Source organism: Nocardiopsis synnemataformans (assembly GCF_965343085.1).
GTDB lineage: Bacteria > Actinomycetota > Actinomycetes > Streptosporangiales > Streptosporangiaceae > Nocardiopsis > Nocardiopsis alborubida.
On sequence record NZ_CBDRFA010000010.1, the window covers coordinates 58124 to 73408 of the forward strand.

10 protein-coding genes are annotated in these 15285 nt (G+C 72.8%); 6 read left to right on the plus strand and 4 right to left on the minus strand.

The features are described 5' to 3' along the window. The first annotated feature begins 113 nt into the window (after window positions 1-113). The 3 genes from wecB to ACSIH6_RS07940 all read left to right on the plus strand — a co-directional run bounded on the left by wecB (window position 114) and on the right by ACSIH6_RS07940 (window position 5518). The gene (gene wecB / locus ACSIH6_RS07930) at window positions 114-1223 is read left to right on the plus strand and encodes a non-hydrolyzing UDP-N-acetylglucosamine 2-epimerase (protein WP_435107570.1); all 1110 of its coding nucleotides are present in this window, start codon (window positions 114-116) and stop codon (window positions 1221-1223) included. Window positions 1224-1553: 330 nt separating this feature from the next. Next, on the plus strand, window positions 1554-3266 hold the full coding sequence (locus ACSIH6_RS07935; RefSeq protein WP_435107571.1) for a hypothetical protein: 1713 nt from the start codon (window positions 1554-1556) through the stop codon (window positions 3264-3266). A gap of 38 nt (window positions 3267-3304) precedes the next feature. Beyond that, window positions 3305-5518, plus strand: a complete 2214-nt coding sequence (locus ACSIH6_RS07940) for a glycosyltransferase (protein ID WP_435107572.1) — start codon at window positions 3305-3307, stop codon at window positions 5516-5518. A gap of 83 nt (window positions 5519-5601) precedes the next feature. Here the strand turns inward: ACSIH6_RS07940 and ACSIH6_RS07945 are convergent, their stop codons facing one another. Both ACSIH6_RS07945 and ACSIH6_RS07950 read right to left on the minus strand, forming a co-directional pair. Then, entirely contained in the window at window positions 5602-6888 is a 1287-nt protein-coding gene (locus tag ACSIH6_RS07945; protein ID WP_435107573.1) for a sensor histidine kinase, read from the minus strand. A gap of 63 nt (window positions 6889-6951) precedes the next feature. Next, a complete protein-coding gene (locus ACSIH6_RS07950) occupies window positions 6952-7620 on the minus strand; it encodes a response regulator transcription factor (protein ID WP_013154850.1) in 669 nt (222 codons plus the stop codon). 758 nt (window positions 7621-8378) lie between these two features. On the opposite strand from ACSIH6_RS07950, the gene ACSIH6_RS07955 reads away from it, so the two are divergent. Beyond that, entirely contained in the window at window positions 8379-8981 is a 603-nt protein-coding gene (locus ACSIH6_RS07955; protein ID WP_435107574.1) for a hypothetical protein, read from the plus strand. A 226-nt stretch (window positions 8982-9207) separates the two neighbouring features. Here ACSIH6_RS07955 and ACSIH6_RS07960 read toward each other — a convergent pair whose 3' ends face one another. Then, window positions 9208-11328 carry a bifunctional metallophosphatase/5'-nucleotidase gene (locus ACSIH6_RS07960; RefSeq protein WP_435107575.1) on the minus strand — a complete coding sequence of 707 codons (2121 nt, stop codon included), beginning with the start codon at window positions 11326-11328 and terminating at the stop codon, window positions 9208-9210. A 422-nt stretch (window positions 11329-11750) separates the two neighbouring features. Between ACSIH6_RS07960 and ACSIH6_RS07965 the strand changes: the two genes are divergently transcribed. Further along, window positions 11751-13283: an IS200/IS605 family accessory protein TnpB-related protein gene (locus ACSIH6_RS07965; protein ID WP_435107576.1), complete on the plus strand. Its 1533-nt coding sequence runs from the start codon at window positions 11751-11753 to the stop codon at window positions 13281-13283. 213 nt (window positions 13284-13496) lie between these two features. After that, window positions 13497-14057, plus strand: coding sequence for a hypothetical protein (locus ACSIH6_RS07970; protein ID WP_435107577.1), 561 nt, complete (start codon window positions 13497-13499; stop codon window positions 14055-14057). 25 nt (window positions 14058-14082) lie between these two features. Here the strand turns inward: ACSIH6_RS07970 and ACSIH6_RS07975 are convergent, their stop codons facing one another. Next, the gene (locus ACSIH6_RS07975; protein ID WP_435107578.1) at window positions 14083-15159 is read right to left on the minus strand and encodes a serine/threonine-protein kinase; all 1077 of its coding nucleotides are present in this window, start codon (window positions 15157-15159) and stop codon (window positions 14083-14085) included. Window positions 15160-15285 lie beyond the last annotated feature (126 nt).

The window sequence follows — 15285 nt, forward strand, 5'->3', positions numbered from 1 at the left end:
GTGACACCACGGCGACACGGACGGGACGGCTCGGGCAAGGAACGCCGCCGAACCACACCAGCCCCGCCGGTCACGGCGGGAACACCACCCCAACAGAAGGAAACGTGAGAGCCGTGGCAACGAGTGCCCCCCTGGGGAGCCAGGACACCGGGATCGTGCACGTCGTCGGCGCGCGCCCCAACTTCGTCAAGGCAGCGCCCGTCGTCTCCGCCCTGCGCGGACGCGGCGCCCACCAGGCGGTCGTGCACACCGGCCAGCACTACGACGACCGCATGTCCGCCGTGTTCTTCCGCGACCTGGGCCTGCCCACCCCCGACGTCGACCTCGGCGTCGGCTCGGGCTCCCACGCCGCCCAGACCGCCGCGCTCATGGTGGGCCTGGAACAGGAGTTCACCGAGCGCCGGCCCGGCATGGTGGTCGTCTACGGCGACGTCAACTCCACCGTGGCCGCGGCCCTGGTCGCCGCCAAGCTGCACGTCCCCGTCGCCCACGTGGAGGCGGGACTGCGCTCCTTCGACAACACCATGCCCGAGGAGATCAACCGCCGGGTCACCGACCAGCTCAGCGACGTGTGCTTCGCCACCAGCCCGGAGGCCGTCGGCCACCTGGCCGCCGAGGGCGTCCCGCCCTCCCGCGTCCACCTGGTCGGCAACCCCATGATCGACACCCTCCTGGGCAACCTCGGCCGCTTCGACGCCGACGCCCTGCGCGAGCGCCTCGACCTGCCCGAGCGCTACGTCGCCGCCACCCTGCACCGGCCCGCGAACGTGGACGACCCCGACACCGTCGCCCGCCTCGCCGCGCGCCTGCACGAGATCGCCGACCTCGCCGACGTGGTCATGCCCGTGCACCCGCGCGGCAAGGCCGCCTTCGACCGGGCAGGGCTCGGCGACCACCCGCGCGTGCGGCTCCTCGAACCCCTGGGCTACCTCGACTTCGTCGCGCTCACCCGCGGGGCCGCCGCCGTGGTCACCGACTCCGGAGGCGTCCAGGAGGAGACCACGATCCTCGGCGTCCCCTGCCTGACCCTGCGCCCCAACACCGAGCGCCCCGTCACCATCACCCACGGCACCAACCAGCTCGTCACGGAGGCCGACCTCCTCCAGGCCGTCACCAAGGTCCTGCACGGGCAGAACCCGGAGCGGATCGGCGACACCCCGCCCCTGTGGGACGGCCGCGCCGGGGAGCGCATCGCCTCCGTGCTCACCCAGTGGTCGAGGTGAACCCGATGACACACGAACACCGCGCACCCGTTCCCGCACCCAGGAACGCCAGCGCACGGGAACGCGCCGTACGGGGCGCGGTCCCGGTCCAGGCACGCGGGGTCCGCCGGAGAGCGACCCCGATTCCCCCGCAGCGGTCCAGGTGATCCACCATGGCACACGTCCCTCCATCCGTCCCGCACCCCAGAGGCCCCGCCGGGCCCGCGACACGCCTGGCCAAGGGCATCCGCACCCGGCCGGGCGCGCGCAGGGTGCACCGCACGTCGCAGTCGGACCCGACGCACGGCGCGGTGGTTTCGCCGAACCGAACCGAACACAAGGTGGCAGACCGTGAAACGGCGTGAACAGAGCCAGACCGAACAGCTCCGGCAGGCGCTGGCCGAGCGCGAGGCCCAGCTCCAGGAGGCGCGCACCCGGCTCGCCGCGCTGGAGGGCTCCACCTCGCTCCAGGTGGGCAAGGCGCTCACGGCCGCCGCGAAGCGCCCCGGCCGGTCCCTGGTCAAACTTCCCCGTGACCTCTACCGCCTCTGGCGCAGCAGCGGCACCACCCGGCACACCGAGCGCCGCCGCGGCGGCGCCGAGCCGGTCCGCTCCTTCGACGCCGAGCGCCAGGAGTCGCGCCTGCTCACCGGCCTGACCGGCGGCAGGGAGGACCTGCTGGTCGCCGCCACGGTCGTCGGCCCCTCCATCGCGGAGGCGATCGACCCCTACGTGCGCTCGGTGCCCCTGCGCCCGCACGACGCCCAGATCGTCATGGACGGCGTCGACGTGGACCTGGTCCTGGTCTCGGCCTCGGCCGCCGCCCCCGGGTCGCCGTGGGCGCACGTGGGCGACCCCGCGGCCGCCGACCGCACCCGCGCCCTGCACTGGGTGCTGGAGTCCGCCGCCTCCCGAGGCATCCCCACGGTGCTGCTCGACGACGTCCCCTCGCCGCCCGCCCTGCGCGAACTGGGCTTCGACAGGGTCCACCGGGGCGACGCCGGGGTCCCCCTGCACCTGTTCAACCCCGTTGCCGCCGATCTGACGCCCGGTCCCGAGGCGGTGTTCGTGCGCGTCCACCGCGAGGAGCCCGTCCCCGACGTCCTCGCCGAGCTGGGCGCGGGCGTGGTGGAGGCCGACTCCCGTGGCCTGGCCGACGCCCTGCGCGCCGCCAACGTCGCCGTCGTCGCGCCCCTGACCGCCGAGGAGGCCCGGCTGCACCGCCGCGCCTGGGCCTGCGGCACCCGCGCGGTCACCGCGGGGGAGGGCCTGGCCGTCACGGTGCCGCGCATGCGCGCCGAGGAGCCCACCGCGGCCGAGCAGCGGGGCATGCTCCGCCAGGTCTTCCTGCGCGAGGCCACCCCGGTGCGCCTCGCCCAGATCCTGGACGGCCTGGACTTCCCGCCCGGCACCCCCGGCCCGGAACTGCCGCTGCGCGGCCGCTCCGTGGCCGTCCTGGCCGACCCGGGGGGGGAGGCCGACGCCGACCGGCTCGCCGACGACCTGCTGGCCGCCGCGCTCAGGCCGGCCGAGGTGGTCGTGCCCGGCGCGGCCTCCCGCCTGCCCGGGGTCCAGCGGCTGCGCGCCGAGGGCGTCACCGTGCGCACGGTGCGCTTCAGCGCCCCGGACACCCCCGAGGAACTCACCCGCGACGAGCCCGGCGCCCGCGCCGGGGAGCCCTGGGCCGCCCTGGCCGAGCGCGCCACCGCGCCGTGGTCGCACCTGTGGACCGCTCCGGTCGGCCGCAGACGCCTGGCCGACCTGGTGTGCGCCGTGGAGTGCACGGACGCCGACGCGGTCGGTACCGTCGACGCGGCGGTCCCCGAACCGGGCGAGCACGGTTTCTTCGACCGTCCGGACACCGCGGACCGTCAGTACGTCTTCGTCAGCGCGGTCGTGCCGGAACTGGTCCGCACCACGCTGCTGAGGCGCGGCTGGGACCCGGCGGAGTGGAACCGCCGCGGCACCCGGCTCCTGGCCCTGGGCCCCGACCACGGGACGGGCGACGACGCGGAGGACCCCGTGTCCGACGCGGCGGATGCCTCGACCGGCGCCGTCGGATGAGCCGTACGGGCAACGAGAAAGCATCCGAAGGGAAGAACGTGAGCACACCGCCTCCGCGCGCACTCCTGTACGGGGACGTGGACCTCAACATCATCGACGGTTCCGCGGTCTGGGCGCAGTCGATGGCGCAGGCCCTGGCCGCCGCCGGATGCGAGGTGACCCTGCTGCTGAAGGCGCCCGTGCGCACCGACCGGCTCACCGAGCCCCTCACCAGGGTGCCCGGGGTCCGGCTGCTGCGGCCCTACGAGGACAAGGCGCTGCCCGACCTGGGGCCGAGGGGGCTCACCCCGGAGCAGGCCGTCACCCTGATGACCAGGCACCACGAGCGCAAGCCCTTCGACCTCGTGGTCGTGCGCGGGCGCCGCCTGGCCGGGCTGGCCGCGCAGGAGGAGGCGCTGGCGGGCCGCCTGTGGACCTACCTGACCGACTTCCCGCACAGCGTGGGGGAGCTGTCCGCGACCGCCACCGCCGAGCTCACCGAGATCGCGCTGGCCTCGCGGTTCCTGCTCTGCCAGACCGAGGAGCTGCGCGCCTTCCTGGAGTCGACGGTGCCCGCCGCCTGCGGCCGGTCGGTCCTGTTCCCGCCCGTGGTGGTCGTCCCCGAGGACGTGCGCGCCGACGGCGGGACCCAGGCCCGCGCCCGCCTGGCCTACACCGGCAAGTTCGCGCCGCGCTGGAACACCCTGGAGATGACCGAGCTGCCCGCCGAGCTGGCGCGGCGCGGGGTGGACGCCGAACTGGTGATGATCGGCGACAAGATCCACGCCGAACCCGCCGACTGGGCCAAGAACATGCGCAGGGCCCTGGAGGACACCCCGAACGTGGACTGGCGCGGCGGGATGTCGCGCGCCGAGGCGCTCCGCCAGGCCGCCGAGTGCGGCTTCGGGCTGTCCTGGCGCGACCCGTCCATGGACGCCAGCCTGGAGCTGTCCACCAAGGTGCTGGAGCTGGGCGCGCTCGGCCTGCCGGTGGTGCTCAACCGCACGCCCATGCACGAGGCCATGCTGGGCGCCGACTACCCGTTGTTCGCCGGGACCGACGTCGCCTCGGTCGCCGACGCGGTGGCCCGCGCCCACGGCGACCGCGCTGTCTACGCGGACGCCGCCGCGCGCTGCCGCGACGCCGCGGCCGACCACACCCTGGAGCGGGCCGCCGAGCGGCTGCGCGGCTACCTCGCCGACGCCCTGCCCCCCGTCCCCGAGGGCGCCGACCCCGAGCGGCCGCTCAAGGTGGTCATCGCCGGGCACGACATGAAGTTCTTCACGCGTCTGGCCGAGTACCTGGACTCGCTGCCCGGCCTCGACGTGCGCATGGACGAGTGGGAGGGGCTGGGCACCCACGACCAGTACCGTTCCCGGGAGCTGGCCGCCTGGGCCGACGTGGTGATCTGCGAGTGGTGCGGGCCCAACGCGCTGTTCTACTCCAAGTGGAAGCGCCCCGACCAGCGGCTCATCGTGCGGCTGCACCGCTTCGAGCTCTACGCGGAGTGGCCCCGCAAGCTGGACATCGACAAGGTCGACGCGGTGGTGTGCGTGAGCCCCCACTACGCCGACCTGACCCGCGAGCTCACCGGATGGCCCGCCGGGAAGGTGGTCGTGGTCCCCAACTGGGTGGACGACGAGCAGCTGGGCCGCCCCAAGCTCCCCGGGGCCGAGTACTCCCTGGGCATGGTCGGCATCGCGCCCTCGCGCAAGCGGCTGGACCGGGGCCTGGACGTCCTCGCCGAGCTGCGGCGCATGGACCCGCGGTACACGCTGTCGGTCAAGACCAAGCAGCCGTGGGAGTACTGGTGGATCTGGAACCGGCCGGAGGAGCGCGCCTACTTCGAGCGCGTCTACCGGCGGATCCAGCGCGACGAGCGCCTCGCCGCCGGGGTGGTGTTCGACCCCTTCGGGCCGGACGTGGCCACCTGGCTGCGGCGGGTGGGGTTCATGCTCTCCACCAGTGACGACGAGTCCTTCCACCTGGCGCCCGCCGAGTGCGCCGCCTCGGGCGGGGTGCCCGCCCTGCTGCCGTGGCCGGGCGCGGACACCATCTACGACCCGCACTGGATCCACGACGACGCCGTGGTGATGGCCGAGGCCATCCACGCGACCGTCAGCGAGGGGCGGTTCTCCGCCGAGGCCGCGCGCGCCCACGAGGAGGTCACCACCGCCTACGGCCTGTCCCGGGTGCGGTCGCTGTGGAGCGACCTGGTGGTCCGCGGCAGGGCGCCCCAGGCGCAACACTCCGCCGCCGCCGCGGGCGCCTGAGGACGGTCGGGAACCGGGGCGCGGGTCCGGGCCCGGTCCGAGGCGTCGGCCGGAGCCCGGGCCCCTATCCGGGGCCTCGGCGCCTACACGGGTCCGGTCATCTTGGACAGGCCCCCCGCGCCCGCGGGCAGGAACAGCGCGAAGGTCGTCGGCTTGGTCTGCACCAGCTCGATCCGGGCCCCCTCGGACTCGGCGATGTGCCGGGCCAGGGCCAGGCCCAGCCCCGTCCCGCCCCCTCCGCTCACCTCGCGGTCGAAGATCCGGCCCGACAGGTGCTCGGGCACGCCCTCGCCCTCGTCGCTCACCTCGATGCGCACCGACTGCCCGGTGTCCAGCCGCCGGATGGTGACCGTTCCCGCGCCGTGCTTGTAGGCGTTCTCCACCAGCGTCGCCACGATCTGGGCCAGGTCGGTGGAGACGGTCATCGCGGTCAGCCCGGCGTCGCCGGTGACGAGCAGTCTGCGCTGCGCGGACTGGAAGACCGGCTGCCACTCCTCCTGGAGGTGGTGCAGGACGGGATCGAGCTCCACCGCCTCCACCTCGGGGTTCTGGCTCTTGCGGGCCCGTCCCAGCAGGCTCTCCACGGTCTCCACCAGGCGTTCGGTCTGGGCCAGGGCGGCCTCGCCCTCCTCGCGGACCACCTCGGGGTTGTCCGCCTCGGCGAGGATCTCCTCCAGGCGCATCGTCAGCGCGGTCAGCGGCGTGCGCAGCTGGTGCGAGGCGTCGGTCGCGAAGTGGCGTTCGGTGGCGATCAGCCCGGCGATGCGCTCGGCGCTGCGGTCCAGGACCTCCGCCACCCGGTCGGCCTCCGGTATCCCGTAGCGGTGGCCCCACGGCGTGGTCACGCCCGAGCCCAGGCGCTCGGCGGTGGCAGCCAGGTCGAGCAGGGGCAGGGTCAGCCTGCGGGCCTGGAACATCGACAGCCCGACGGCGACGCCGATGGCCAGCAGGGACAGCGACGCGATCCCCATCCAGGCGCGGACCACGCTCTGCTGCACGCTCTCGGCGCTCATCCACACCTCGACGCGCGTGTCCCGGCCGGTGGTCGCGGTCGCCTTGAGCATGCTCGGGGAGTCGGGCGCCTCGGGGTTGAGCGCGGGATCGCCCGCGGTCACCGAGGTGGGCTCCTCCGCCGGGGTGATCCGGATGAAGCGGTGGGGATGGTCGCGGTCGAACTCGCCCAGGTCGAGTTCGCCGTGCAGCTCCAGCATGGTGTCGCTCTCGGCGCCGATCAGCTCCGCCTCGCCCTGGAGCTGGCGGGTGCTCTCGTCGTACACCAGCTTGTACGTGAGCGCGCCCAGGGGCAGCCCGAGCAGCATGACGGCGATGACGGTCACCACCAGGGTGGAGAAAACCATCCGCCTGCGCATGTCACCTCATGTCCGTCCGACCCGGAGGCGACCGACCGGCGCGGTGCGCCTCGAAAGGTCGTGTCAGTCTCGCTCGAACCGGAAGCCCACACCCCGGACGGTCGTGATGTACGACGGCTGGTTGGCGTCGTCCCCCAGCTTGCGGCGCAGCCAGGAGATGTGCATGTCCAGGGTCTTGGTCGAACCCCACCAGTTGGTGTCCCACACCTCGCGCATGATCTGCTCGCGGGTGACCACCTTGCCCGCGTCGCGGACGAGCACGCGCAGCAGGTCGAACTCCTTGGTGGTGAGCTGGAGTTCGCGTTCGCCCAGCCAGGCCCGTCGGGAGTCGTTGTCGATGCGCACGCCGTGCACGACGGGCACCTCGGCGCCGCCCCGGCGCAGCAGGGCGCGCACGCGCGCCAGGAGTTCGGCGAGCCGGAAGGGCTTGGTGACGTAGTCGTCGGCGCCCGCGTCGAGGCCGACGACGGTGTCGACCTCGTCGGCGCGGGCGGTCAGGATGAGGATGGGCGTTCCGTGACCCTCGGCCCGGAGCCGACGTGCCACCTCAAGCCCGTCCATTTCGGGCAGCCCGAGATCCAGGACCATGAGGTCTATGTCTCCCGCACGGGCACGGTCGAGTGTCTCAACGCCGTTGACGGTCACGTCCACCGTGTAGCCCTCGCGCCGGAGCGCGCGCGCGAGAGGCTCGGAGATCGAGACATCGTCTTCGGCCAGCAAAACGCAGGTCATGTTGTCGATCGTAGGTCCGGGGACGCGCATTTCCCTATTATGCGCGCCGGATGTCCCAAGGTTGGTCGAAAATACGCTAATCACATACCGGGCAAAAGGTTCAATTCGCCATCCCAGTACTTTTCTTTACACTTACATGGTGATACTGGGAAACTCGTGTCGGGTTCCGTGCCATCCGGACCGTGCCCCCCGGTGAACAGCGTGGCTGGGAAAATGGGACGATTCATTGCAAAACGTTTGGTAAGTCGGCACCAGGACAACGAAGCGTGGAGCCGACGCACCCGTCACCAGCCCCGACAGCGAGGAGAACGTACGTGAGTCCCGACAGTTCGCCACCGCCCTGGAGACCGCCGGGGGCGTACACGCCCCAGGGAGGGCAGCCTCTCCACGGGGCCCAGAACCCGCAGGGCGCACAGGGCCCTCAGAGCCAACCGATGCCTCCGAACCCGCAGAGGCCCCAGAACCCCCAGGGGCCGCAGGGCCCACCGGGAGCCCCGAGCCCACAGACAGCACAGGGGAGCCAGGGGCCACACACCTCCCAGGCTCCTCAGGGACCTCCACACCCTCAGGGGCTCCAGGCACCTCAGGGTCCTCCTACTCCTCAAGGCTCGCGGGGTCCTTACGGGCCGCAGGTTCCCCAAGGACCTCAGGGACCTCAGGGACCGCAGGGGCCTCAAGGTCCGCAGGGGCCTTACGGGCAGCCGCCCCAGCCGCCCCGCCCGCCCCAACCGGGCCGCTACGGCACCGGTCTGCTCGCCGTGCTCGCCGTGATCGCGGTGCTGGCGGGTGCGTCCTTTCTCGGCGGAGGACTCGCCCTCGGCGGCAGGGTGACCGGCCTCGTCGCCGCGGACAGCGGCTCCGAGCCCTCGGCGGAGCCCAGCGGCGAGCCGACACAGGAGGCGCCGACCGAGGACCCGGCTCCCACCGAGGCCCCCGAGCCCACCCGGGAGCCCCTTCCCACCGACGAGCCCTCCGCGGAGCCGACGGACGAACCGACCTCCGAGGCGGAGAACCTCATCAGCTCGGAGGAGCTGATCGACGAGCTGCGCCGCGACTTCGAGATCGACGCCCGCCAGGACATCACCGACGAGGTCTGCGGTTCTGACCCCGGCGCCGAGGAGACCACCCTCTTCCAGTGCACCTCATCGATGGACACCAACCTGGTGCGGGTGGCCGCCTTCGAGAACTCCGGAATCGCGATGATCGCCGCGATGGCCATGCTGGAGAGCGAGGAGAACTCCGCGGCGGACATCCAGGACGCCTGCCACTTCGTGCTGGTGTGGTTCGAGGAGAACGGCCTGGACCAGCAGGAGCGCGACGACATGGCCGAGGCCACGCGCGAGATCGTGGGCTGCCCCTGACCGGACCCGGCGGGCTCCGGGGTCCGGCCGAGGGACCGGACCGCCGGGAGGACGGCCGGTACGGAGCCCAAGGCCCGCAGACCCGTGAAGCGCGACGGCCGGACGGCCGCCCGACTCCGCACGCGCGGTGTCAGCAGGCCGTCCGGCCGCCCTGGAAACCAGCACTGTGGGGCCAGCACCGTGAAACCAGCACTGTGGGACCGACCCGGTGGGGTCGGCCCCGGTGTCAGGAGTCCGCGCCCGTGGCCTCCCCGCGCCTGCGGCCCAGGTAGAGCGCGGCCCCACCGGCCGTGACGGCGACCGCGGCCGCCGCCAGCAGGCCGAGCAGCGCGCCGCCCGTCCGCGGCAGTGAGCCGTCCGCGTTCCCGCCGGGCTTGCCGGGACCGTCGTCCGGGCCGTCCGTGGCGGGCGGGTCCGTCGGGTCCGGGCCCGGCCCGCCGTCCGGGTCGGTGGGTTCGCCGGTGGGTTCGCCGGTCGGCGGGTCGGTGGGCGTTCCGCCGCCGTCACCGTCGGGGACGGTGGCCCGCTCTCCCACCACGATGCGGCCGGAACCGCCCTCGGGGTAGGCGGCCTCGGTCACCCGGCCCTCCAGCGTTCCGGTGAGCAGCCCCTCCAGCGCGGCCTGGTAGGTCGCGCCCACCACGGTGAAGTCCGCTCCGCGGAACGGGTACATGTCGCCGCTCCGGGCGGAGAAGTCGTTGGTCACGATCGTGATCGGGTCGCCGTCCACGACCTCGCCGTCCTCGACGAGCACCGTTCCGTCGTGCAGGATCGCGCTGCGGACCCGCTCGCCGGGGGTGGTCACGGTGCCCTCCTCGTCCACCACCTGCGCCGCGCGCTCCGGGTTGTAGGCGAAGTTGACCCCGGCGACCTGCATGAACGCGCCGCTGGCCGCGGGAGCCGCGGCCACACCCTGCTCCAGCAGCTCCTTGACCTGCGAGCGCGGGAGGTCGGGGACCACCGCCACCTGGTTGGCGAACGGGGCGATCGAGTAGGTGTCCAGCGCGGTCAGCGGACCGGCCGGGACCACCGAGGCGTTGCGGATGCCGCCGCCGTTCTGGATGCCGATCCGCGGAGCGGGCACGCCGTACTCCTGCGCGTTGCGCACGCCGGTGTCCAGCAGCGCGTCGGCCACCAGGTTGCCCAGGTTGGTCTCCTGGGTGCGCACGCCGGGGTTCTGGACGCCGTTGAGGTCGACCTCGCTGGTGGCCACCTCCGTCTCCGCCAGCCCCGCGACGTACTCGGACACGGGGGCGGTGACCTGCGACTCCACCGCGGGGTGGGGCTCGACCGCGTCCTCGTCGACGCCGGAGACCCGGACCGGCCCCGAACGGTCGGAGACCGACACCAGGTCACCGCCGTCGAAGTTCACGACCAGGCGGCCCACGTACTTGTAGTTGGACCCGGCGGTGACGATGGGCACCTCGACGCCCTCGGGGTTGGTGGCCATGAGCGGGTAGGTCAGGGGCTCGCCGGTCTCCGGGTGCGCCGTGACCTCGTCGCCGGGCACCAGAGCGGCGTCGGCGTCGGCCATCACCTCGTGTCCGCCGCCCGCGACGATGACGTCGACGCCGGTCAGCTCCCGGGCCACGCGCTCCTCGTAGGCGATCCCCTGGAGGTGCGACAGGAGGATGATCTTGTCCACGCCCTCGGCGGTCAGCCGGTCGACCTCGGCCTGCACGGGGGCGACGAGGTCCTCCACCACCACGCCGCGCGGGCTGGTGATGGTGTCCAGCGGCGGGTACAGCGCGCCGACGACGCCGACCTCGTGGCCGGAGGCCTCCACCACGGTGCTGGGCGCGATCCGGCCCCCGTCCGCCAGGGCGGCCAGGCGCGGTTCGGCGGACACGTCCACGTTGGCGGCGACCACCGTGGTGTCCCCGCCCAGCCGTTCGAGGAAGTCCGCGTACACGTCCGGGCCGAAGTCGAACTCGTGGTTGCCCATGGAGACCGCGTCGTAGTCCGCGTGGCCGGCGGCGAGGGCGTCGTGGAAGGGGGCGCCCTCCTCCCGGGAGGCGGCGAACTCCGGCCCCGGCAGGTACATGTCCCCCGCGTTGACCGTGACGACGCCGCGCTCGCCGGCCTCGTCCTCCCCGGCCGCGGCGCCGCCCTCGGCCTCGCGCAGCCGGTCGAGCAGCGTCGTGAAGCGGGCGGCGCCGCCGAAGTCCTCCTGCCCGGAGGCGGACAGCAGTTGGGACTCGGGGTCGTTGGCGTGCAGGATCGTCAGGGTGAAGTCGGCGCCGTCCCCGGGGTTCATGGGGACGGCCGCGCCGGCCGCGGGGGCGGACGGCACCACCAGGGCGCCGGTCAGCACCAGAGCGGCCGAGGCGCGCACGAGTCTGGACATCGTTGCGGGGCTCCTTCGCAGGCGGGGGACGGGGGATCCGTCGGGGCGGACGGGGGCGGGGGACAGGGCCGGAGGGGTTGTGAACTGTTGGTGTGAGAGGTGACTCAAGCGCGCACGAGCACGCAGGAGTGATCCTTCAGCGTTGCCACCTGGGTGGTGCGCCGGGTGTGCCATTGTTCCTTGCATGACCTGCGGAAGAAAACCGAGCAGAGAAGTTTGCCGATTCTTGGGACAGGCGTCCCGGTTCTGGCTACTGTCGTGTCGAACACGGTAACGAAACGCGCACGGTGAGGAGGTGAGGACGGATGTCCCAGGCCAGCACACGGCAGCAGTTACGGTCGATCCAGGACCCTTACCTTGCTCCCACACCGACCGGGGTCGCTACCCGTGACCGACTCAGGGGCCTCAGCGCCCAGGACGAGATGGTGCTACGGGCCCTCGGCGCACACCTGGGATCCCTGGCATCGGCGGATCTGGCCACCCGGTGCGCGGACGGCACCGGCCACGACAAGGACACCTGGGCCACCCGGAAACGGGAGTTGACTCCTGTCTCGTCCTCACGGTGGGCTGGAGCGATCACCAAGGTCTCCAATGAACAGTGGGCGCTGGCCCGACGCAGCCATCTCGCCCACCTGCACCGCCTCCAGGCGGGCATCGACACCCTGCGACACCGGCTGTCTCAGCCGATCGGAGCGAAAGGCACCAAGCTTGCTCCGGGCGGGTACCGCACACGGCAGGAGTGGCACGCCAAGTCCCGGCGCCTGACCGCGCTCCAGGAACAACATGCGAAGGCGGTAACTGACTGGGAGGACGGTCGGGTCCATGTGGTGCGTGGTGGCAAGCGGCTGTTGAACGCCCGGCATCATCTGGACGAGGTTGGACTCACCGAAGCCGCGTGGCGGGACCAGTGGGAGGCTGCGCGTTCCTTCCTCCAGGCCGATGGGGAGTCCGGGAAGCGGTACGGCAACGAAACCGTCCGCATCACCCCTGAGGGCCAGGTGTCGATCAAACTCCCCGTCCTGCTGGTCGAGTACGCCAACGCGCCGCATGGCCGTTATGTGTTCTCCTGCCGGGTGGTCTTCGCTCACCAGGGCGTCGAGTGGGCTGAGCGGGTGGAGGCTGATCGTGCGGTGGCCTACCGCGTCCACCACGACCCCGAGCGGGGCCGGTGGTATGTGACCGCGTCCTGGACCCACAAGGCCGCCCCCGCCCTTCCTTGGGGAACGATGCTGGCCCAGGGGGTGGTCGGTGTGGATGTGAACGCTGATCATCTGGCCGCGTGGCGGTTGGACACGCACGGCAACCCGGTCGGTGACCCGCGCCGTTTCGCCTTCGACCTGTCGGGAACCTCCAGTCATCGTGACGTGCAGGTGCGCCATGCCCTGTCCCGGCTGTTGCGCTGGGCCACCGGGTACGGAGTGCGGGCGATCGCGGTGGAGGATCTGGACTTCGCCGCTGAGAAAACCCGGGAGAAGCACGGGCGCCGCAAGAGGTTCCGCCAGTTGATCTCCGGCATGCCCACCGCCCGGCTGCGGTCCCGGCTGGTGTCGATGGCTGATGCGCTGGGGGTGGCGGTCGTTGTCGTCGATCCGGCATATACGTCGAAGTGGGGTGCCCAGCACTGGCAGCGCCCCATGACCAGTAGTAAGAGGAAGGTCTCCCGGCACGATGCGGCCAGCATCGCGGTCGGGCGGCGCGCCCAGGGGTATCGAGTTCGGCGACGGACGGCACCGCCCCCACACCACCGGAGTGATGGTGTGGGGCATCGGACCGCCCAGGCCGCACCGGGTGGTCCTGGGTGTGAGGAACTCCGCCTCCCCATCACGGAGCGTGCACATGATGTACGTCGCCGGACGGGGACCGTGAGAACGCGGAGAACCAGCGCGTCCAACACCGTTGGGGACGTGTCAGTGACAAGGGTGTGGGTCCAAGACTCGCTCCTGGACACTGCTTAGGAACGGTTCACACTAGAGCCGCCGGGGCCGGGGGCGCATGGTTCCCACGGTTACGATTTGCAGAACCCGCGGTCCCGATACCGGTTTTCGGCCTGCCCGTATCGCGTTGCGTGACCGGACGGCTCCCACGGTCCGCCCGGAGCCGCGCCTCCCGCGCCCCGGACCCCTACCATGGGTGGGACAAGCCGTCTCGACATCCCTCGGAGGACGTCCGTGTTTTCCTCTGGCCAGGACCCGTACGACCCCAACGGGACACAGGGCGCGGGCGGCGTCCCGCCGTACGGGGCGCCCGGCTCCGGGGCCGGTTTCGACGCGCTCCGCCCCGACGCACCCCTCCCCAGGAAGGTGGCGGTCGTCCGCGCCCTGATGTTCGTGGGCGGGGCCTGCGGGCTGGCCCTGTCCGGCCTCTTCCTCATGGGGCTCGGCGTCTCGGCCGACGCGATGGACGAGGCACTGCGCCAGCAGGCCGAGCTCGCCGCCGAGGAGGGCCTGGAACTCGCCGTCAGTGCCGAGGCGATGCGCGCCATGATGGTCGTCATGGCGGCGGTCACGGGCGTGTACGGGCTGCTGTCCACGCTCCTGGCGGGCAGGATCCGGCGCCGTACGGTCGGTGTGTTCTGGGGCGTCGTGCTCTTCCAGGGCGCGGCGGGCGCGCTCCTGCTGTGGACCGTGCTGGCCGGGGACGTCCTCGCGCTCGTCCCGCTGGGCTTCGCGGTCATGATGTTGGCGTACATGCTCTCCCGTGAGGGCCGCGCCCACTACGGGCTCCTCTGACCGGGGGCCGCCAGCGACCCCTCCCTCAGCCCTGCCCGCGGCCGAACAGCCCCGTCCGCGGGGGCTGCGGCGGGCGCACCGCCACCTCCGTCCACCGCCGCTCCAGCAACCCACGCACGGCCGCCGGCCCGGTGACGGCCCCTGCCTCCCCGGAGCCACCGGAGGCGCGCACCCCGCCCTCGGCGTTCTCCAGGGACAGGGCGGCGCGCAGCAGTCCGGCGGAGTCGGGACGCTCCCCGGGGTCCTTGGACATCGCGGCCAGCACCAGCCGCTCCAGACCGGGCGGCAGGTACTCCAGGTCCGGCTCCTCGAACATCACGCGCCGGGCCATCTCCTTGGCCCCGGCCCGGCCGAACGGGTCGTGCCCGGCCGCCGCGAAGGCCACCGTCGCGCCCCACAGGAACACGTCCGCGCTCTGCGCGGTGGGCTGGCGCCGGTACTGCTCGGGGCTGATCCACCCCGGGGTGCCCAGCCGGTCGACCCGCTCGCTGACCCGCCCGTCGGCCAGCCCCTCCGGCGAGGGCAGCCGCAGGTCCCGGTAGGCGCGGCGCATCCGCCGCAGACGCATCCACTTGGTGGGGTCGGGGTCCTCCACCGGGTGCGCGATCCCGAAGTCCAGCAGTTTGGGCCCCTTGTCCGAGAGCACGACGTTGCTGGGCTTGAGGTCGCGGTGGACCACCCCGGCGGCGTGGACGGCCCGCAGCGCCTCGGCGGCGCCCACGGCCAGTCCCAGGAGCATCCCCCCGCGCAGACGGCCGTACCGCTCCACGTGGTGGCGCAGGGTGGGCCCCGGCACGTACTCGGTGATCATCCACGGTCGCGGCGCCTCCACGTCGGCGCGCACGAACCGCGCCACCGAGGGGCTGTTCACCCTCGCCAGGAGGCGGGCCTCGTGCGCGAAGCGCTCCCGGAAGCGCCGGTCCGCCGCCTGTTCGGCGTGGACGACCTTGACCGCCAGGTAGCCGTGCACGCCGGGGGAGTCGGCCGCGTAGACCGTGCCCATCCCCCCGGAGCCGATCCGCCCCCGCACCCGGTGCCCGCCGATCTCGCGGGGGTCGTCCGGCTCCAGGGGGTCGAGTCTGCGCACGCCTCGCGCCTTCATGGGGACTCCCGTTTCACTGGGGATCACGTCTCACTGGGGACACAGGTCACTGGAGACACAGGGGACGCTGCTGCGCCGGATCCTATCCGCGCGGGCGCGGCGGTCGGAGGTTCACGCGGCCGAAAA